Origin of the sequence: Humidesulfovibrio sp. (genome assembly GCF_030689645.1) — a bacterium.
Lineage (GTDB): Bacteria > Desulfobacterota > Desulfovibrionia > Desulfovibrionales > Desulfovibrionaceae > Humidesulfovibrio.
Map to the genome: position 1 here is coordinate 1 of NZ_JAUYFU010000015.1, position 19,101 is coordinate 19,101.

19 protein-coding genes are annotated in these 19,101 nt (G+C 65.0%); 8 read left to right on the forward strand and 11 right to left on the reverse strand.

Annotation, left to right across the window (positions count from 1 at the left end):
- Together Q8O35_RS01845 and Q8O35_RS01850 are read right to left on the reverse strand one after the other, a co-directional pair.
- Positions 1-1,146: class I SAM-dependent methyltransferase (locus Q8O35_RS01845; RefSeq protein ID WP_305569971.1), on the reverse strand; the 1,146-nt coding region annotated here is incomplete at its 3' end.
- Between the two features lie 23 nt (positions 1,147-1,169).
- Positions 1,170-2,987 carry a 6-hydroxymethylpterin diphosphokinase MptE-like protein gene (locus Q8O35_RS01850; protein WP_305569973.1) on the reverse strand — a complete coding sequence of 606 codons (1,818 nt, stop codon included), beginning with the start codon at positions 2,985-2,987 and terminating at the stop codon, positions 1,170-1,172.
- Positions 2,988-3,204: 217 nt separating this feature from the next.
- Here Q8O35_RS01850 and Q8O35_RS01855 point away from each other — a divergent pair, with 217 nt between their 5' ends.
- Positions 3,205-4,008 (forward strand): bifunctional 2-polyprenyl-6-hydroxyphenol methylase/3-demethylubiquinol 3-O-methyltransferase UbiG, encoded by an 804-nt coding sequence (locus Q8O35_RS01855; RefSeq protein ID WP_305569975.1) that lies wholly within the window; start codon positions 3,205-3,207, stop codon positions 4,006-4,008.
- On the opposite strand, the gene Q8O35_RS01860 is transcribed toward Q8O35_RS01855, so the two are convergent.
- The 3 genes from Q8O35_RS01860 to Q8O35_RS01870 all read right to left on the reverse strand — a co-directional run bounded on the left by Q8O35_RS01860 (position 4,005) and on the right by Q8O35_RS01870 (position 7,688).
- Positions 4,005-6,206 carry a PAS domain-containing sensor histidine kinase gene (locus tag Q8O35_RS01860; protein ID WP_305570023.1) on the reverse strand — a complete coding sequence of 734 codons (2,202 nt, stop codon included), beginning with the start codon at positions 6,204-6,206 and terminating at the stop codon, positions 4,005-4,007. The genes Q8O35_RS01855 and Q8O35_RS01860 overlap by 4 nt on opposite strands.
- A 29-nt stretch (positions 6,207-6,235) precedes the next feature.
- Entirely contained in the window at positions 6,236-6,808 is a 573-nt protein-coding gene (locus tag Q8O35_RS01865; protein ID WP_305569977.1) for a DUF4390 domain-containing protein, read from the reverse strand.
- Positions 6,809-6,971: 163 nt separating this feature from the next.
- Entirely contained in the window at positions 6,972-7,688 is a 717-nt protein-coding gene (locus Q8O35_RS01870; protein ID WP_305569979.1) for a YggS family pyridoxal phosphate-dependent enzyme, read from the reverse strand.
- 191 nt (positions 7,689-7,879) lie between these two features.
- Between Q8O35_RS01870 and Q8O35_RS01875 the strand changes: the two genes are divergently transcribed.
- Positions 7,880-8,857, forward strand: a complete 978-nt coding sequence (locus Q8O35_RS01875) for a hypothetical protein (RefSeq protein WP_305569981.1) — start codon at positions 7,880-7,882, stop codon at positions 8,855-8,857.
- Positions 8,844-9,632, forward strand: a complete 789-nt coding sequence (locus tag Q8O35_RS01880; RefSeq protein WP_305569983.1) for a hypothetical protein — start codon at positions 8,844-8,846, stop codon at positions 9,630-9,632. Before Q8O35_RS01875 ends, Q8O35_RS01880 begins: the two co-directional genes overlap by 14 nt.
- Positions 9,633-9,880: 248 nt before the next feature.
- Here Q8O35_RS01880 and Q8O35_RS01885 read toward each other — a convergent pair whose 3' ends face one another.
- Complete coding sequence (locus Q8O35_RS01885; RefSeq protein WP_305569985.1) at positions 9,881-10,297, reverse strand: (deoxy)nucleoside triphosphate pyrophosphohydrolase; 417 nt, start codon at positions 10,295-10,297, stop codon at positions 9,881-9,883.
- Positions 10,290-12,329: an ABC-F family ATP-binding cassette domain-containing protein gene (locus Q8O35_RS01890; protein WP_305569987.1), complete on the reverse strand. Its 2,040-nt coding sequence runs from the start codon at positions 12,327-12,329 to the stop codon at positions 10,290-10,292. The genes Q8O35_RS01885 and Q8O35_RS01890 overlap by 8 nt, the downstream gene beginning before the upstream one ends.
- Positions 12,330-12,501: 172 nt before the next feature.
- Here Q8O35_RS01890 and Q8O35_RS01895 point away from each other — a divergent pair, with 172 nt between their 5' ends.
- The 4 genes from Q8O35_RS01895 to tsaA are packed head-to-tail and all read left to right on the forward strand — an operon-like array spanning position 12,502 to position 15,206.
- Complete coding sequence (locus Q8O35_RS01895; RefSeq protein ID WP_305569989.1) at positions 12,502-12,774, forward strand: GIY-YIG nuclease family protein; 273 nt, start codon at positions 12,502-12,504, stop codon at positions 12,772-12,774.
- On the forward strand, positions 12,771-13,691 hold the full coding sequence (locus Q8O35_RS01900; protein ID WP_305569991.1) for a radical SAM protein: 921 nt from the start codon (positions 12,771-12,773) through the stop codon (positions 13,689-13,691). Before Q8O35_RS01895 ends, Q8O35_RS01900 begins: the two co-directional genes overlap by 4 nt.
- 45 nt (positions 13,692-13,736) lie before the next feature.
- Positions 13,737-14,750 carry a thiamine-phosphate kinase gene (gene thiL, locus Q8O35_RS01905; protein WP_305569993.1) on the forward strand — a complete coding sequence of 338 codons (1,014 nt, stop codon included), beginning with the start codon at positions 13,737-13,739 and terminating at the stop codon, positions 14,748-14,750.
- 33 nt (positions 14,751-14,783) lie between these two features.
- A complete protein-coding gene (tsaA, locus tag Q8O35_RS01910) occupies positions 14,784-15,206 on the forward strand; it encodes a tRNA (N6-threonylcarbamoyladenosine(37)-N6)-methyltransferase TrmO (RefSeq protein ID WP_305569995.1) in 423 nt (140 codons plus the stop codon).
- 38 nt (positions 15,207-15,244) lie between these two features.
- Here the strand turns inward: tsaA and Q8O35_RS01915 are convergent, their stop codons facing one another.
- From Q8O35_RS01915 to nrfH, 4 genes are all read right to left on the reverse strand, one after another.
- Entirely contained in the window at positions 15,245-15,538 is a 294-nt protein-coding gene (locus Q8O35_RS01915) for a hypothetical protein (protein ID WP_305569998.1), read from the reverse strand.
- Positions 15,539-15,652: 114 nt separating this feature from the next.
- Positions 15,653-15,802 (reverse strand): hypothetical protein, encoded by a 150-nt coding sequence (locus Q8O35_RS01920; RefSeq protein ID WP_305570000.1) that lies wholly within the window; start codon positions 15,800-15,802, stop codon positions 15,653-15,655.
- A 254-nt stretch (positions 15,803-16,056) separates the two neighbouring features.
- Positions 16,057-17,526, reverse strand: a complete 1,470-nt coding sequence (locus Q8O35_RS01925) for an ammonia-forming cytochrome c nitrite reductase subunit c552 (protein WP_305570002.1) — start codon at positions 17,524-17,526, stop codon at positions 16,057-16,059.
- Between the two features lie 76 nt (positions 17,527-17,602).
- Positions 17,603-18,064 carry a cytochrome c nitrite reductase small subunit gene (gene nrfH / locus Q8O35_RS01930; RefSeq protein ID WP_305570004.1) on the reverse strand — a complete coding sequence of 154 codons (462 nt, stop codon included), beginning with the start codon at positions 18,062-18,064 and terminating at the stop codon, positions 17,603-17,605.
- 294 nt (positions 18,065-18,358) lie between these two features.
- Between nrfH and Q8O35_RS01935 the strand changes: the two genes are divergently transcribed.
- Positions 18,359-19,048, forward strand: a complete 690-nt coding sequence (locus Q8O35_RS01935) for an outer membrane protein (RefSeq protein WP_305570006.1) — start codon at positions 18,359-18,361, stop codon at positions 19,046-19,048.
- The last annotated feature ends 53 nt before the right edge of the window (positions 19,049-19,101 follow it).

Genomic DNA, 19,101 nt, shown 5'->3' on the forward strand with positions numbered 1-19,101 from the left:
CGTCTGTTCAGCTGCCTCCCCAGGGGAGAGGCAGCGCGCGTCTTGCGGTTGGGCGAAGAAGTGCGCCAGGGGCGCGAAGCCGCTCACGGTGTGGATGCAGTAGTGCTCAGGCTTGTAGAGTTGCTCCCATAGCGGGTGCCCTTCGGCCACGAACACGCCCTGAGCCGTGGTGAAGCGGCGGTCGTCCGCCTTGGGCACGAAGCCGGGGCTGCCCGCTGGAGAGCGCTGGTCCCAGAACCCTCGGGCCTTGGGATGGCCGCCCCAGGCGATGAAGGCCGGGGCCAGCCGGGCCTCGCGCAGGGCGCCGAGCAGGTAGTTGCGGTCACGCTCCGGGGTCTCGAAGCCGAAACATTGGGCGAAGACGATTCCACCTGGCGCCAGCACCTTGCTGAACAGCGCCAGGTAGTCGCGCAGAGCCTCGGCTTCGAACTCCAGCATGGCCGCGTTGCACACGATGAGATCGAAGCCTTTGCCGCCGGCCTGCGGAGCTTCCGCCTGCGCCAGGTCGCCCAGGCGCCACCAGGGATGGTGCGTGGCGCGCACGGCGGGCAGCGACGGCAGGCTGATGGAGTCTGTGGGAGCATTGGCGCTGAAGTGGGCGCTGCGGCCCTGGGGTTCGAGCTCCTCGCGGAAGCCCGCGCCGAAAAGATGCGCCAGCAAATGGTGCTGCAGCAGATAGAAGCTCTCCGTGGCCTCCACTGCGGCATAGCGCTCAAGCTCCGGGTGCTGGGCCAGGAACAGCGCCAAGTAGCCGCAGCCCGGGCCCACCTCCAAAACGCGGCGGAATCCGGGCGAAAGGGCCTGCATCTTGCGGTAGGCCGCCAGCATGGCCGTGGCCGTGTCCAGCGGCAGCACGGGCGCGCGCTGGCCGAAATGGGCCAGCTGGAAGCGCACGGCCTCGGCCAGGGCCTGCGCCAGCAATTCCTGTTCGGCTTTGGTCAGTCCGCCCAACTCCTGCTGGATGGCCTCGAAGCGGCCCTCCTGCATGGTGTCGAGCAGCATGCCCAGCTCGTCCAGGCTGTCGACGCGCACAGGGAAGCCCACGCGGTTGAACAGCGTGGCCCCGTGGCGTTGGGCCAGCCGCCAGTTGGGCAGCTGCGCCTTGGCGCGGGATTCCTCTCGGCGGTACTGTGCGGGGTCGAGCATCCGTTGTTCTCCTTGTGCCTGGGTCAGGCCGTCTGCGCCAGCCCGCGCATGCGGGCCTCCTGCCGGGAAAGCAGGTCGAGCAGGCAGACGAGCATGCGCCTGGCGTATGAAAAATGGTAGCGCAGACCCTTGGTGTATTCCGCCGGGTCCGGGCTGGTGATCAGGTCGTAGAACAGGACCTGGCTGAAGTCTTCGAAGCGTTGGACCAGATAGGAAACGTTGTTCTGGTCGAATATGGCGAGAGCCTTTCGGCCCTGTTCCAGGAAGGCTTCCGGGGGCAGGTGCTCAAGGCTGTCGATGAGCCCCAGGCAGGCTTTGTGGCGCGCGGCTTCACTCAGGGCGAAGGCGATGGCCTTGGCCCAAAGTGGGGCGCGCTTGCGCGCCGCATGGGCCTGGCGCAGAGCCTGAGGCAGCCTGCCCGTTGGTTCGATGACCGGGGCCTCGTCGAACTGCACTGGCGGAGTGTCGATGATGCTGTCCTTGGAGGTGTTGACCACGGGGATGCCGCTCAGGCGGATTTCCTCCACCAGCCAGTGTTTCACGTCGAGAAAGTTCAGGCTGGTGTAGCGCTGCCGTCCGAAGCGGTTGGTCACGGGGTAGAGTTGCGGCCAGGTGTGGGTCAACTGGCGCGACTCCGGCAGGTAGCCCAGGCCGGTGTTGCCGGTGACATAGTTCAGGGACCAGGGATCGTTTGACGACAGAAGCGCCCCAGCCAGCACCACCCGCGCGCAGCCCAGGTGCCGAGCCAGCGAAAATCCCGTGGTCACCACCGAGCCGTGCAGCCGCAAGCCGGGCCTTGGTCCGAAGATCTCGGACCGCAAGGCCCCGAAGAGGAACTTCCGCGGGAACACATCGCCGCCGAGGCTTGAGAGGCAGTGGGCCACCAGCATGACCGGATGCAGCTGGGGCAGGCCCTCGAAGGTCTTGGCCACCTGGAGCGAGGTGTCGTTGACCACGCAGAAATGCGGTTTGATGCCCGCTTTCACAAGGGGCTTGAGGGCCGAGTTCACGGCGATGATCACCGCCTTGTCCTGGTTCTGGCGCAGGAAGCCGTACTGCTCCGCCAGGGCGGCCCCGGCTGCGGCCACTATGGCCGTTTCGCCCCGGAACAAGCCGCGCAGGGCGTCGATGTCCGGGCAGTTGGCGTAGGCTGGCAGGTTCTCGTACGCATGCACCACCTGGTCGAAGAACAGGTCCCGGTTGATGTCGCGGAAGGGGATGCTGCGCGCCAGGGTCTGACTGCCCACGGGGTACAGACGCTCGCGGTAGAACACGGTCTCCACGTACTCGATGATTTCTGCGGCGAAGGCGGCATCTTCCCGGCCTGCGCCATCCGGCGTGTAGAACACCGGGAAGCCGGGCCGGAAGTCGCTTTGCGCAAGCAGGGCGGAGATGGGCGGGTAGAACTCGTGCGGGCGGCCAAGGAACACCAGGGCCTTGTTCACCAGGCGCGTGGGCTCGATCTGCGCCAGGAAGCGCGCCAGGCGGCGCGGGTCGTGCTCGAAAATCAGCAGCAGCATGCCTTGTTCGCTCAGCAGGCGCTCAACCACCGGGGAGAGCTCCGCGCCGATGATGGCCATGAAGCGCGTTTTGGTCATCACCTCGTCCAGCGCGGTGGACGGGTCCAGGGTCTCGAAGATCGGCGGTTCGCTGCGCATCGGCTGCGCGTAGAACCGCTGCTCGTATGACCATAGCGGGATGTGGGCCGAGAGCACGTGCCGCACGGACGCAACATCCGGCCCAGCCGGAACAAGGCACGGCTCATCCTCGGCGCTTAAAAGCACGCCCAGCTCTTTGAGCACCTGGAAATGGACTCTGGCCTTCACGTCCGTTGTGTCCACGCTTACCCTGCACCGTCCTCTGATAGGTACGTTTAATGAGACCCCATCTGCGGGTCCATGTCCACTTGGCCCGCGTGCCGCGTCGGCCAGTGTTGCTTCAGACCGTATTGCCATGGCGCGAACCGGTCGATAGGCTACAAACCAACCGCGCCACCCGGACGTCCATGCACACCTGATGCCAGGGAAAGCGGCAAATTCATCCCACTAGGAGCATGGCATGAGCATTGATTTGCAGCAACGCATGAATAACCTGGGCCCGTGGTACCACAAAATACAGCTCCCCGGCGGCCTCGTCACGCCCGGCCACGATTGGGAACCCCTGTGGGACAACATCCGCCGGGCCACAACAAGCACGGACTACACTGGGCGGCGCGTGCTGGACATCGGATCCATGGACGGCATGTGGGCCTTTGAGGCCGAGGGGCGCGGCGCGGCCGACGTGCTTACCGTGGATATCGGCGTCTCCAGCGCGGAACGGCTGTTCTTCTGCCGCGAGCAGCTCAAGAGCAGGGTGACGCCGTTCTTCAACATCGCCATTGAGCAGTTGGAAGTCAATAAAGGCATCCTCGGCGAATTCGACATCGTCCAGCACCTCGGCGTGCTGTACCATCTGCCCGATCCCTACGTGTCGTTCCCGCAGTGCCGGGCGCTCATGCGCGCCGGCGGCGTGCTGGCCGTGGAGACTGCCTACATCGCCAACCTTCCCATGTCCTGCATGATCTTCAACGGCGTGATGCCGGCGGATGCGGACGACGGTTACTGGTGGCGCATTTACAAGGGCTCGCACCCGCAGTGGGCTCCCACCCTCTCCTGCCTGCTGGAGATGCTGCTCCTGGCCGGGTTCATCCCCGACACGGCGAGCATCTCCACCATCGAGCAGCCGGTCACGCACGGCGTCAACGCCGATGCGCCCGGCACGGCGTACCAGCGGGGACGCGTGGCCCTCACCGCCCGAGCAGCGGAGCGCAAGGACATCACCAAGGAAGTGATTGCCGAGGTGCTTGCGGCGGCAAAACCCTAAGCCAGGGGCAGTTCGACCAGGAAGATGGAGCCGCGCGGGCTGGCTGCCTCCACGCGCACATTGCCCTTGTGGTCCATGACGATGGACCGGACGATGGTGAGGCCCAGGCCCGTGCCGGTCTTCTTGCGCGAGAAGTAGGGCTCGAACATGCGCGCGCGCTCCTCCTGGCTGAATCCAGGCCCGTTGTCCGTCACGCTGATGCGCGCAAGGCCGCGGGCCGGGTCGCTCTGCGCGCGCACCGCAACCGCGCCGTTTTCATGCCCTTCCAGGGCCTCGGCGGCGTTGGTGAGCAGGTTGATGAACACCTTGCGCAGGCCCTCGGCGTCAAAGGGCAGGGGCGGCAGGCCCGCATCGGCCTCAAGGCTCCAGGCTATATTGCGGTGGGCTGTGGCGAAGGTGCCCACCACTTCGGTCAGCAGGGCGGAAAGGTCGCCGGGAATCAGCTCCAGCTCGGGCAGCTTGGCGTAGCCGGAGAACTCGCCCACCATCTGCTGCAGGCGCTCCACCTCGCGCACGATGAGTTCGGCGCAGTCGTCGAAGCTCTTGTCCTGGGCCACGCCGGAAAACTTGCGCAACAGCCGTTGGGCCGAGAGCTTGATGGGCGTGAGCGGGTTCTTGATCTCGTGCGCGATTCTCTGCGCCACCTCGCGCCAGGCGGCCAGGCGCTGCATCTTCTCCAGTTCGGTGATGTCCTCGAACACGGCCACGAGGCCCGTGCCGCCCACGCCGTCGGCCTGGCCTCCGCCCCCGCCGTGCAGCCCCACCAAGTTCACCAGGAACCGCGCACTGCGCTCCTTGAGCTGCAGGTCTATCTGCCGGGTCCAGCGCGCCTCGGGCACCTTGGCCAGATGTTTCAGCGCCGCGCCCAGAAGTTCGGAGAACTCGCCATGCACCAAGTGCTGGGCTTTCAGCCCGACCAGCTGCTCGGCATTGACCCCGAGCATGGCCTCCGCCGCCTTGTTCACGGTGCCGATGCGCCCGTTGGCGTCTGTGGAGATGACGCCCGAGGTGATGTTGTCCAGCACGGCCTCGATGTATCGGCCTCGGCGCTCCAGCTCCATATACTGCTGGGCCATGCGTTCGTTGGCGTTCATCAGCCGCTTCTGGCCCGTGTCCAGGTCCTCGGCCATATGGTTGAAGGAGCGCACGAGGGAGCCCAGCTCGTCATCGGAGGTGTCGTCCAGGCGCACGGAGAGATCTCCCCTGGCGATGCGCTCCGTGCCGTCGGCCAGGGCCTGCACCGGCGCGCTGATCTCCTTGGCCAGGCGGAAGCCGAACCACGAGGCCCCGAGCACGATCAGGAGGCTCATGACGCCGAGGGTGAGGTAGAGATTCATCTTCCAGGGGTACTTGAGCTTGCGGAGCTTCTTGTACTCGTTCAGGCCGCGCACCACCTGGTCGAGCTTGTACATGAGCCCGCCGCCGATGCTTTCGCCCAGCACCAGGAAGCCCGCCTTGCCTTCATCCACCGGCACTAGGCCCAGGATCAGGTCGTTGCCCGCGCTTGAGAGCATCACCGAGACGTAGCGCGGGTTCTTGCGCAGGTCGTCCATGTTCACCTTGGTGCGGGCCTCGGACCAGACGCGGTCGAACACCTGGGGGGGGTGCTTGTTCTGGTCCTTGCCCTCGGGGGTTATGACCCCGATGACCGAGAGACCGTACTCGCGCAGGGACTCCTCCAGATGGTTGTCCATGCTTTTGCCGCCCCAGGTGTAGTGGTTGGCGGCCACCTGGCTGATGACCTCGCGGCCGCGCTGCTCCACCCGCGCCTGGGCCGACTGATAGAAGGCCCGGCCAATCTCCAGGGACTGCTCCATGGAGTCTTCCACCTGGGTCTTGAACCAGTAGTCCACGCTGGTTTGCACGAACTTGGCCGAAACGTAGAACATGAGCGCCACGGGCACGAGGGAAAGCAGGATGAAGGCCAGCACGAGCCGGGTTCGCAGGCGCGAGCCCAGGACGTTGCGGCGGCGCTCCAGAAGGAGCTTCACGCCGTTTCTGCCCACCACGAACAACACCACCAGGAGCAGGATGATGTTCAGGTTAACCAGGCCGAGGAACAGGTAGGAATTGACGCCCAGGAGCTTCAGCTCAACCCAGGTGAGCACTACGATGATCAGGATGCCAAGAACGGCAATGCCGACCTCCCGTTTGCGGCGTTGACGTTCGCGGGCTTCCGGCGCGATGGCCGTGGCCATGGGGGTGTCGGCTGGAGGTTTCACGGGCGCTAGTACTTGAAGTGCAGTTGGTACGTCGCCTGGGGGGCCATGTCCCTGGACCAGAAGAACAGGGTGCGCTTGAACCAGTTGGGGATGTCCGTCTGCTGCAGGTTGATGTCCAGGGTCAGCGTGTACGTCTTGCCGCGCTCAAGGAGTTTCCAGGAGCCCATGTCCAGGGTCAGCGCGCCCCAGCCGCTGCGCAACAGCTCGTCCAGGCGGGCGTTTTTGAGCGGGGCCTCGCGCCCGGGCATGATCAGGGCGTATTCGCGGGTCAGGGAGTCGTATTTCAAGCGGCAGACCATCTCGGCTGCGGCCACCTGCGGGCTGGAGAAGATGCCGCCCTGGCGGATGAGTTTGCCCCGGCAGGAAAGGGCCAGGGGCACGCCGCTCTGCAGGACGTCCGTCACCTCGGCCAGGGAGTCCAGCGCCACGCCGAAACGCGCCGTGAGTGCGCCGGACTGGTTGTCCACCACCAGGTTGGACAGCACCAGGGACTGGGCCTGGGCGGCCTGTCCCCAAAGGGTCAGGGCCAAAACCAGAGCCAGGGCGGCGGCCAAAGGTGGGCGACGGCGAAACTGCATGGGCCATCCCGGTTGCGGTGACTGCGTGCGTTGGCCGCGTGTGTTGACGCGCGACCAAGGAGGCCCAGAGCCCCCACGTGCGCCGTAGGATAGCATCCGGATGCGGGATTATCAAGAACCGTGCAGGTTGGGCCTCCGGCCCGGAATGCCGGGCCGGAAGAACTCAGCCCTTGGGCGGGCGTGAGCCGAAGATGGACGTGCCCACGCGGATGAGGGTCGCGCCCTCTTCGATGGCCGCCTCAAAGTCGCCGGTCATGCCCATGGAGAGCTCCGGCAGAGGGATGCCCAGGTGGGCGGACAGTTCGTCGCGCAGCTCGCGCAGGTGGGCGAAGTAGGGCCGGGCTTCCTCGGGCGCGTCGAACATGGGCGGCAGGCACATGAGCCCGCGCAGGTCCAGGCCGCAGCCCCGCTTGTTGAGCGAGACGACAACCTCGGCCAGTTCGTTGAGGTCGGCCTCGTCCACCCCGGCCTTCTGCTCCTCCTCGCCCAGGTTCACCTCGATGAGCACAGGCAGAAGGATGCGCGCGTCAATTGCGCGGCGGGCCAGCTCGCGGGCCAGCTTCTCCGAGTCTACGCTGTGGGCCAGGCAGAAGCGGTCCACAACGTTCTTGGCCTTCTTTGTCTGCAAGCCGCCCACGAAGTGCCACAGGATGTCCTCGCCCACCAGGGCGTCCTGCTTGGCCAGGGCCTCCTGCACGTATGACTCGCCGAAGTCGCGCTGGCCGCAGGCGGCCAAAGCAGCGATGTCCGACGCGGGATGGAACTTGGAGATCGCCACCAGGCGCACGGATTCGGGCGCGCGGCCAGCGCGCTCGCAGGCCGCGACCATGCGGCGCTTCACCTCTGCCAAGCGGGTGCATAAAACGTCTGCTCTGCTCATGGGCCTAGCTCTACGCCAAAATTCTGGCGCAGGGAAGCGGGGAGACCGGGGCTGCGCGGGCGGGCGCTGCGCTGCGGTCCCCCCCCTGTCAACCCGCCAAACGCATCCTTTTTCCGGCCAAAAATAAGGAATTTTTGTCCACGGCAAATAGGCGATGCCATGCTCCGTTGAAATTGTATTGGAGGTCGCATATGCTTGCGAACAGACAGGGCAAACAGCTTTGGATTGCGGACGAGACCGGCGGGTATGTTCAGGTGAAGAAGCCTGCGGACATCCGCAACCGCCCGCGCGGCAGGGGCCTGCCCGACTGGTGGGTGGTGAAGAAGACCCCGGACTGGCGTCCGCCGCACACTTCATTCGTGGAGGAAAGGGCCCCGGCGAAGCGCCTTCCTGAGTGGGTGCTGGTGGACGGCGCGCCGCTGCCGGAACAGGACGGTGCGGGCGGCGCAGGCCCGGGCATGAAGATCGGCGCTGGCGGCAAGCCCCAGGGCTACGACTCCCAGGGCCGCTGCACCGGCCCGCGCGGCGGTGCCGCGTCCCTGCGCGACGGCTCGGTCAGCACCTTCGGGACCGATGGCCGCCTGTACGCAAACGGCCAAGGCGACGACGAAGAACAGCGCGAGGACGCCGACTCCCCGTTTTTGACTGGCATCCTGCTGGCCGACAGCGGACGGGTGTGGACCGATGCTGACGGCGGGCTTTCCGGCGGCAACGAGGTGCGCGGGCAGGTGACGCCGCCGGAACAGGAAAAATATCCGCCTCCGCCTGCCCCAGCGGAGCCGCATCTGACCTACAGCCAGAAGTCGGGGCAGTTGAACGGCCCGGATGGCAAGCCGCTGGCCGTTGGCTATGCCGGGCGCGGCGGAGGCCAGAACAACCCGGGTACAGAAGGCATCAAGGGTGTGGGCCCGCTCCCACGGGGGAACTGGAAGGTGGAAGAACTCAAGACCAGTCCATGGCCTGACCCTGCGTACAAGCTCACACCTGATGAGGAAACGCGCAAACGAGTCATTGCTCTTGGCCGCGACCCGGACAGCTTTTACGTCCACGCGCAGGCGCGCTTGCCGCAGGACCGGGGCCGGGACTCGGCTGGGTGCATCGCGCTGGAGAAGCCGGACAGGGAGAAGCTGAAGCCGTTCAATAAGGAGTGGATTCGTGTGGAAAAATAAGCTCGTGGTCCTGGTGTCCTTTGCCGTACTCTGCCCGCTGCTCATTCTTGAGGCGGCTTGGTGCGGGCCTGTAACCCTGTATGAGAACATAAAGGGCGAGTTCATGTTGGAAACGTGGACCGCAGGCGACATACGGGCCGTGCGTTTGCCACAGGCGGAAGGCGAGGCCCTCATGGCGCGGATCACGAATTCCGCTCATATGGCGGTGGCAGGCTTTGGCGAGACGGCCAACGCCACCCTTCGGGCGGGCGATGACACGAAGAGCGCGGCTTTCGCCCTTCTTGGCCCGGCAAAGCCCTTGCCCGAGTGGCGCAGATGCAAGCTCGCTTTTGGCTATGCCTCGGCCCGCCCCGGCGACAGCACTGTTCTGCTGATGAACATGTGCAACACCTGCCAAGACAACAAGGAATATGCGGCATCATTTTTCGTCGGTTTCAGTCCCTCGGTACTGCCAAAAGAATATCGTCAGCACATCAAGCGCTTTGCGCCCACCAAAGGCGTGCACGCCGGGCTTGCCACACAGAGCGGCCTCAGGCTGGGCCTCACGCGGGAAGAAGTCGAGGGGGTGCTGGGCAAGCCGTTATGGAAGGAGAAGGACACCTACCACTACCAAGCGACACGGTATATCCAGCTTTCCTCAGAGTTCCTCATCTCCCGATGGCAATGGCCGAAGGACGTGGAAGCAAAGCTTGGCGGAGATGACCACAGGATTACGGTCTGGTTCGTGGGTGGCCGCGTCAGCGCCTTCGAGGTGCTAAAATTCTATGACTTGTAGCGTTGCGCCGACGGCCCGCAACCGACGGACATTCTGCTGCCCAGCCTCCTGCTGGCCGATAGCGGGCGGGTAGCCACGGATGCGGGCGGCTGGTTTTCCGGCGGGAACGAGGTGCGCGGGCCGGTGTCGCAGCCGCATCGGAGCAGCGAGACAAAAGTGCATGAGCATACGGCCCGGCCCCGCAAACGGGAAAGCCGGGCCGTCTCACATCGGTCCTCAATGTCGGGGCGAACGTTGCTGCGCGGCTCCTACCCTTTCGGCAGCGGCCAGGAGAGCGCGGGCACGATGTCCGAGTTGGCGGGCAGGAAGATGGACGCGTCCGTGTGGCCGGGGGTGAACCAGGCGAAGCGCTGGCCCTCCAGCGGAACCACCTCGCCCTCATAGGCCGTGATGTGGAAGAAGTTCAGCAGCACAGGCCCCTGCGGGTACACGAAGCGTTTCTCGCGCCAGAAGACGAGCCGCGTGGACGTGAAGGACAATTCCTCCTGAAGCTCGCGGATGAGCGCGGCCTCAAGGCTCTCGCCCTCTTCCACCTTGCCGCCGGGGAACTCCCACCAGCCTGCGTGGGCCTTGCCCTCCGGGCGCTCCACCCCCAGAAACCGACCATCCTTCCAGACGATGCCCGCCACCACGAGCAGATCGGCTCCGGCCGCGGCATCACGCATCAAGGCAAAAGCCCATCTCTGTCTGAATGGCGGCCATCTTCCCCTCAAGGACGCCCATGCGCTCCATGAGCGTCTCGGCCCAGTCCGACACCTCGCGATACTGGTTGTTCACGGCCAGGGCCTCGCCCGTGCTGCCGTAGGTGGCCGGGTCGTTCATCTTGGCCTCAAGCTCGCCCTGCTCCAGAAGCACGCGCTCCAGGTCCTTCTCGCACTTGGCGTATTCCTCGCGCAGGGGTTTGAGCGCGCGGGAAAGGGCGTTGCGCTGCTCGGCCAGCTTGCGCTTCTCCTCTTTGGTCAGGCGCTTGGATCCCTGGCCTTCCTCGCCCTCGGCGGAGAGCTCAACCGGAGCGCACTCGGGCTTTTTGGCCTCGCGTTTGGCCCCCTGCTTCGCCTCCACAAGGGCGGCGCGGCGCTTGGCGTCGTAGTCCTCGAAGCCCTCGTGATGCTGCACCAGCCCGTCTGTGCCCAGCACCCAAATTTGCTCGGCCACCTCGCCCATGAGGTAGCGGTCGTGGGCCACCATGAACAGCGTGCCCTCGTAATCCTTGAGCGCGGCCACAAGGCCTTCGCGGCTCTCCAGGTCCAGATGGTTGGTGGGCTCGTCCAGAATGAGCAGATTGGCCCGGCCCAGAAACAGGCTGGCCATGACGAGGCGGCTTTTCTCGCCGCCGGAAAGGGCGGCCACGGGGCGCTCGAAGTAGGCCTCGCCCAGCAGGAACAGACCCAGCACGCCCATGAGCTGCTCTTCCGTGCACCTGGGGTCGCACAGGCGGCGCATCTCGCCGATGACCGTGCCCGTTGGCCGCAGGATCTCGGTCTGGTGCTGGCTGAAATAAGCCAGCTGCGTGCTGTTGCCCAACTTGGCGTAGCCGTGGGTGGGAGCCAGGGCTCCGGTGAGCACCTTGAGCAGCGTGGACTTGCCCGCGCCGTTGGGAGCCACCAGGGCGATCTTTTTGCCCCGGAAGATCTGGAAGTTCAGGCGCGGCCAAAGCTGCTTGCCGCTGCGCCCGGCCTCCTTGGCGTACTGAAACTCCAGGTCCACGGCGTTGACCGCCACCTTGTCGCCGCGCGGGGGTTCCGGCAGGCGGAAGGACAGCCTGCGGCCAGGCTTGGCGGCCAGCTGGTCGCCCTTGAGGCGCGAGAGCTCGTCTTGCAGCTTCTCCACCTTCTTGATCTTGCTCTGGGCCTGGGCGGCCTTGCGGGCCTTGACCCGAAAGCGGCGGATGAACTCCTGCTCGTGGTCGATGCGCGCGGTGATCTTGGCGGCCTCGCGCTCGCGCTGCTCGGCGTTCTCTGCCATCCAGGCCAGAAATTCGCTGAAGGAGCCAGCGCGCAGCACGGGCTTGGCCGTACCCAGCACCAGCACGTGGGAACCCACGCGCTCCAGAAAGATGCGGTCGTGGGCCACAAAGATCAGGGTGCCCTTGAAGGCCAGGAGGTAGTCCTCCAGCCACTGCACGGCTTCCAGGTCCAGGTGGTTGGTGGGCTCGTCCAGAAGCAGGATGTCGGCCCCCTGCAACAGCACGCGGGCCAGCTTGGCGCGCTCGCGCCAGCCGCCGGAAAGGAACTCCAGCTTGCGCGAAAGGTCGTCGTCCTCAAACCCCAGGCCGGACAGGATGGCCCGGGCCTTGTGCTCCGGGTGGTAGCCGTACTGCGCCTCGAAGCGGCTTTGGCGCTCGCTGAGGCGGAGAAGCTTGGCCTCGTCGCGTGCCTCCACCGCCTGCTCCCACTCGCGCCAGAGGTCGCGCCAGGAAGGCAGGGCCGAAAGCACCCAGCCCAGGAGCGGCTCGGAGAGGTCCGCGCCGGAAAGCTCCTGGGCCACATAGCCCACGCGCGCGCCCTTGCTCATGGACACGCTGCCGCCCTCGGGATCCGTGCGGCCTGCCAGGATGCGCAAAAGCGTACTCTTGCCAGAGCCGTTCGGCCCGGCAACGGCCAGGCGCATGCCCGGCAACGCCTCGAAGGAAAGGCCGCTGAAGAGCGCCTCGCCCCCGTAGGACTTTTCGATGTTCTGAACCGTGATCTTGGACAAGCAAACCCTCCGATAAAATTGGCGCAAACCGAGGTCTCGGACCCCGAACCCGCGTAATGCCCTTGGACGCCCCCATGGGGCCGCTGTGCTGATATATCGCCGCGCATGAACTTGGCAAGAGGACGCTGCTCCGGGGATTGGCAAGCCGAACTCTGGCGGCTATAGCTGGTCCATGTCCTGGCATGTGTATCTTCTGACCTGCGCCGACGGCGCCCTGTACTGCGGCGTGACCACGGACCTGGCGCGCCGCCTGGCCGAGCACAACGCCGGCACCGCCTCCAAGTACACCCGCGTGCGCTTGCCCGCCGCCCTTGCCGCCAGCGCCCCCTGCGAGGACAAGGGCGCGGCACTGCGCCTGGAGCTGGCAGTCAAGAAGCGCCCGCGTGCGGCCAAGGTGGCCTTTCTGCTGGACCAGCCGGGCGCGGCCCTGGCGGAGCCCGCATGAGCGCCTTCGACCCCGGCCAGCCCTGCGCCCTCTGCCCCCGCGCCTGCGGGGCCGTCCGGGCCAAAAACCCCGGTCTCTGCGGAGCCGACGCGCAAATCCGCGTAGCCCTAGCCCAACTGCACCACGGCGAGGAGCCCTGCCTGAGCGGGTCCGACGCCGACACAGGCGGCAGCGGCACAATTTTCTTCTCCGGCTGCGCCCTGCGGTGCGTTTACTGCCAGAACCACGACATCAGCATCGGAAACATGGGGCACAGCCTGTCCGTTGAAGACCTCGTTGCGCTGATGCTGGAGCTTCAACTGGCTGGCGCGTACAACATCAACCTCGTGACGCCCTCGCACTTCACGCCCCAGGTGCGGCAGGCGCTGGTGCTGGCCAAGGAGCACGGCCTCGGCCTGCCTGTGGTCTGGAACTCCAGCGCCTACGAGACCGTAGACGCCCTCAAGAGTCTGGAGGGGCTGGTGGACATCTACCTGCCGGACCTCCGGTACATGGACGCCCATGCCGCAGCCCGCTACTCCGCCGCGCCGGACTATCCGCGCATGGCCACCCACGCCATCTGCGAGATGCACCGGCAGGTGGGCCAACTCACGTTCGATGACGTCGGACTTGCCCGGCGCGGGCTCCTCATCCGCCTGCTGGTGCTGCCGCAAAACCTGGGCCGCACGGACCTGGCCCTGACCTGGATCGCCGACACCCTGGGCGCAGACGCCGCCGTGAGCCTCATGGGCCAGTATTACCCGGCCCACCGGGCTGCGGAGTTTCCAGAAATTAACCGGAGCGTCACGCCGGGCGAGTACGCCGCCGTGCGCGCGCATATGGAGGAACTGGGCTTTGCGCGCGGGTTCGTGCAGGATGTGGGGTCAAGCTCCGCCTTCACGCCGGACTTCCGCACGCCGGACTTCCGGCCCGAATGAAGCCCAGGCCTCGACGCGAACCGCGAACCTTGGTACGGGTGTTTCATGCCGACCTCTGAACAAGACTTCCTGAGCGTCATCGACCGCCACTTCCCCAACCACGGCGAACACGTGCTGCTGGGCCGGGGCGACGACTGCGCCATCCTGGACATGGCTGTGCCCGGCACACCGAACGATCATGCCGGCCAGCTGTGCATCAGCACCGACCTGTTCGTTGAGGACGTGCACTTCCGCCGCTCGTACTTCTCCCCTGCGGACATCGGCCACAAGGCCCTTGCGGCGGCGGCAAGCGACCTTGCGGGCATGGCGGCCACGCCCCTGGGCTTCGCCCTCTCCCTCGTGCTGCCCGATGACATTTCCGACGACTATCTGGACCAGATGCTGGCGGGAATGGCCGCGCTTTCCAGCCGTCTGGGCATCCCGCTTGTGGGCGGCGACCTGAGCCGAGGCCCGGTGCTGGCCCTGGATGTGGTGGTCTTCGGCAGGCCCGGCCCCAGGGGGCGGCTTTTGCGGCGCGCCCAGGCGAAACCCGGCGACGCCTTGCTGCTTGTGGGCGACATCGGGCTGGCGCGGGCCGGGCTGGCGGAGCTTGAGCGCAAAGCCTGCTGCGTGCTGGACGAATGGCCCGCAGCCCTCCTGGCCCATCTGCGGCCAGAGCCGCGCATCGCCGAAGGCCTTGCACTGGCGCGAATCACCGCGCCCGACGGAGGACCGGCCATCTCCGGCCTCATGGATGTTTCCGACGGCCTGGCGCGCGACCTGCCGCGCTTCCTGGGCCAGTGCGGCGCAGATCTGACCCTGGACTGCGACGACCTGCACCCCGAGGTGGCTGCGTATTTCACCGCAAACGAACAGGACCCGGTCGTGGCCGCCATCCTGGGCGGCGAGGACTACGCGCTCATCGCCTGCGCGGACCAGAAGCGCCTGCCCCTGGTGCTGGCCGAGATGCCCCAGGCGCGGGTCATTGGCCGCGTATCGGCCACGCCCGGCGTGCGCCTCAACAGCGGGCAGGTGCTGCGCCAGGGGTTCGACCATTTCGCCAAGCCAGACGAGGAATAGTCCGCCCGCACCTCCAAACCTCAGGAGCACTGCATGGACATGCTTCCCGACAGCCCGCGCCTGACCATCCTGGGCTACGTGCGCTCCAGCCTCACCCACCGCGATGCCGCGCCGAAATCCGGCGACGAGGGCGCGCCAGAAGCCTGGATCGAACTTGATCCCGGTTACGCGCCCGCGCTCTTGGGACTCGCGCCCGGCCAACGCGTGCTCGTCGTCACCTGGCTGCACGAGGGCGACCGCACCACCCTGCAATGCCACCCGCGCGCGGACAAGAACCGGCCCAAGCGCGGGGTCTTCGCCACGCGCTCGCCCGACAGGCCCAACCCCATCGGGCTGCATGAAGTAGAGATACTGGAGATAGCCGCTCCGGCGCGGCTCAGGATCTCGCCGCTGGAGGCCATACACGGCACGCCGGTGCTGGATGTGAAAAGCGTGGGGACAAGGCTGGGCGACTGAAGCCGCCCTCAAGGCTTGCTGCGCGGGCGGGCCGCGGATTAGGCCTGGCCCTTGATGATGAGGCTCAGCTTCTTCACGTCGGCGTTCAGGGCCGCGCGCTCCTTCTGAAGGTCGTCGATGCTGCGCTGCAAGTCTTCCAGCTTGCGCCGGGCGGCCTCCTGAAACTTCAGGTGCCGGGGGTCCTTGCTGGTCTTGAAGGAGGGCTTCTCCTTCTCCGCGTCCATCTCGCGGACGAGATTCTTGATCTTGCCCTCGCACACCGCAACGCGGCCGGAAAGCATCTTGCGCTTCTGCTTGAGCGCCTCAAAATCCACTTCTTTCTTCACGGCCATGGGTACACCTTGGGGCTGATGGGGCTTTTGAAACGCTGCGCCGCAGCTTTCGCCGCCCGCTGCCCTGCTTCGCCCGTGGGGCCGGGTTTGTCAACCTGGAAGGGTGCGGGAGCCCTAGCCGACGTTCTGCACGTTCAACAAACGCAAAAAATCCGAGTATCGCTCGCGCTGCATGAGCAACTCCACCGTCTGTGCCGTTCCCATCGTCAACACCACGCGTAGCCGCCCTCCGTCGGCCTCCGAGCAGGTAATGTATCGGACCATGTTCAAATTCACGATAATCTGGTCCTCCAAACTCCCCGAAAGATCGCCGAGCCAAACCATGGGAACCACCTTGCTTGCCTCGCATTCACGTTACAAAGAAAAGCCATCAGCGCCCCTTGCCCCTCGCCCCAGGGTCTCAACGCCTAACAATCATTAAACAGCGCATAACGAACCGTCAAACCGCCCAAACAAGCAATAAAGGCCCGCCGCTCGCGCGACGGGCCTTCGTATTGCCTTAAGCGTTGATGGTAAGCCTAGAACATGTCCTGCACGCCCGTGGGATCCTTGAACTCCAGGGTCTTGTCCCACTTGATCTTCTTTTCGCCGCGGTTGTCCAGGTACTTGCCGATTTCCAGATCAACCTTGAGGGGCACGTCCACTCCGGCCTTGGCCAGAGCCTGACGCAGGTAGCCCTCGGCCTTGCTGGCGATGGCGATGGAGTCGCCCTGCACGCGCATGGCCTCTGTCGGGTTGTGGAAGCCGACGGAGTTCTCCGCGCCGATGAACAGCGAGCGGTAGAACGCCTCCTCGTAGTAGTCGCGGGCCTTGTCGTACAGGGCCTTGTCGATGACCTTGCCCTCGGCCTGGGCCTTGTGGGCGGTCTCAAACAGCTTTGCCAGGGTGGCGGTGGCGTTGCCAGCGCGGATCTGCAAGGAAACGGTGCGGTCCTGAATGGCCACAACCTGCTCCTTGAGCCAGGCGGCGGTCTCGGTGTGGCACTGCATGCAGGCCTTCATGTCGTTCTTCAGCGGGCTCATGATGCGGTGATCACTGATCTTCTTCACGCCCACCTTGGTGTAAGGCATGTGGCAGTCCGCGCAGGCGGCTCCGGCCTTCCAGTGCACGCTGTTGTTGCTGAACAGCTCGAATTCCGGGTGGCGGATGAAGCCCATCTTGAACCCGGTGACGTTCTGCTTCCACTCGCGGTAGGAGTCGTCGGAGCGGATGACCTTGATGATGTTCTCGATGGTGATGGCGCCCCACTTGCTGCCCTGCCAGGGGAAGAACAGGCCCACGGACTGCATGTCCTTGTTCTTGGGGATGTTGTAGGTGACGTGGCACTGGGCGCACACGGCGGAGCGCTTTTCCTGGCGGGTGAGCTTCGACTGGTCGACCTTCATGGAGTCGAGGGCCGCGCCAAGGGTGTACCCGCGCGAAATTTTGAGCCCCATGTCCTTGTTGTCGTGGCAGTCGATGCAGGCGACACCGAGTTCACGGTTCTTCTCCGGGATCATTCCCAGAATTTCCTTGTAGGGCTTCTTGTAGTAGTCCTCGCCCAGCTGCTTCTGAAGCGGCACCGAGTACGGGCTCTTGCAGGAGAGACACACGCCGCCGGCCTTCAGGCGGCTAGAGTCGATCTCGATCTGGTCGCGCACCATGCGCGCGTGGCCCTTGGGCTCGTTGTACTCCACGCCGAAGCCCCAGCCATTGAACAGCACGGCCATGTACGGGTACTGGGCCAGTTTGTCGTAGGTCAGGTGATCGGCGTCAAAGCCGCGCTTGTACTTGCTCTTTCCGGCGGGCTCGGGCTCATTGGTCTTCTTCCAGCTCTCAAACTCTTCCGGGTAGGCCTTGCCCCAAAGCTCGGGGTCGATCTCGCCATCGGGGATGGTGACTGTTTTGACCATCTCCGGCTTGCCGGGCGCGCAGCCGTAGGGAATGATAAGATACGCCAGGGCCAGGGCCACTCCGACGATGAACAGGTTTCTCTTCCTTTTAGCCATCACTCGCTCCTCCTCCCGTAAAAAGCGTTGTTCCCCTGCAACGGAGAAATATTATCGTCGTATCGTTCAGCCGCGCCTACTGCGTTTCAATGGCGCCGCTGCGCTTGTGTATGGTGCGCCTGTGGCAGTCGGTGCAGTTGCGTTCCTGGTTGATCATCTCCACAGTGGACTCGTGGCAGCGGATGCAATTGGCCTGCACCACCTTGCGCCCATGCGCGGTGATGCGAATGTCGTCGGGCACGCGGCCCGAGTGGAACAGCATCAGGTCCTTCATGCCGTCGATGGACTTCCAGGCGTAGTGCACCGCCGCGTTGTCGTTGGGCAAATGGCAGTCCACGCAAGCTTTTCTGCGGTGCGCTCCCTGGTGGAACCAGGCCTCGTAATGGGATTCATGGATGTGGCAAGACGCGCAGAATTCCGGCGTCTCGCTCTTGGCCAGGAGCTGTGGCGGCCCCAACATAACGAAGAGCCCCACGCCCAGGGCCACTGCGCCCCCAAGCAACAGGTACTTCAGTCTCCCAGGTTTATCTTCACTCATCCACCCACCGCCTTCATGTGAGACGTGACGCCCGCCACCCCTGGCGGACAAACACCCTTGAGCGCCACAGATCCACCCGATCTGCCACGCTCCAAACGTTTTTCTAGCTTACCTTATTCTCTGCCGAATGACTTGACTTAAGTCAAGCGGGCGAGGTGAAACGATGTCAGGAGCCGTTCCCGAAAACCATGGGATTAAACCACAAACACGACAACGCTTATTGCTTTTAGAATTTCGTCAACCTATGAAGATAAAGCTATTTCAAGCCAACCCACAAATCCATCTGGAGATTTCATGAAACGCACCCTGCTCCCGCTCACACTGCTCCTCCTGGCTCTAACAGCCCTTCCGGCCTTTGCCGCTGGAAGCGCTGCCCCCTACGTCGAGGCCAAAATCGGTGGAAACTACACCCAAATCGACAATATAAGAAACACCAGCCCCGTGGCGGCTCCGGCCCCTGCCAGCAAGTCGAGCGTCGACGGATTGACCGGAGTCGTCGGCGCGGCTGTGGGTTTGAACTTCAAGGGCATGGGTCTTCCGGTGCGGGCCGAAGCGGAATACGCGTACCACTCCCAGCTTTCGTACGACGCCGCCCCGACCTTCGTGGGCGCAGCCATACCGACGTCCCTCAAATCCGATGCCGACAGCCAAACCCTCTTCTTCAACGCCTACTACGACTTTGAAACCGGCACGGCCTTCACTCCGTATGTTGGCGGCGGCCTGGGCATGGCTTGGAACCACACCGAAGCCACGGGCACTGTCATCGCCACCGGTGCCAGCCAGGACTACCGCAAAACCACGGACAACTTTGCCTGGAACCTCAGCGCGGGCTGCGGCTACAAGCTGACGGACAACTGGGCCCTCAACGCTGGCTACAGGTACCTGGACCTGGGCAAGATTGCGTGGGGCGACGGCGCATCCTCCCTGGCCTCGAAAAACATGACCGCCCACGAAGTCACCATGGGCCTGCGCTACCAGTTCTAGCACCTCCGTATCATTTGCCCGCAGGGGGAGGGGCTTCGGCTCCTCCCTTTTTT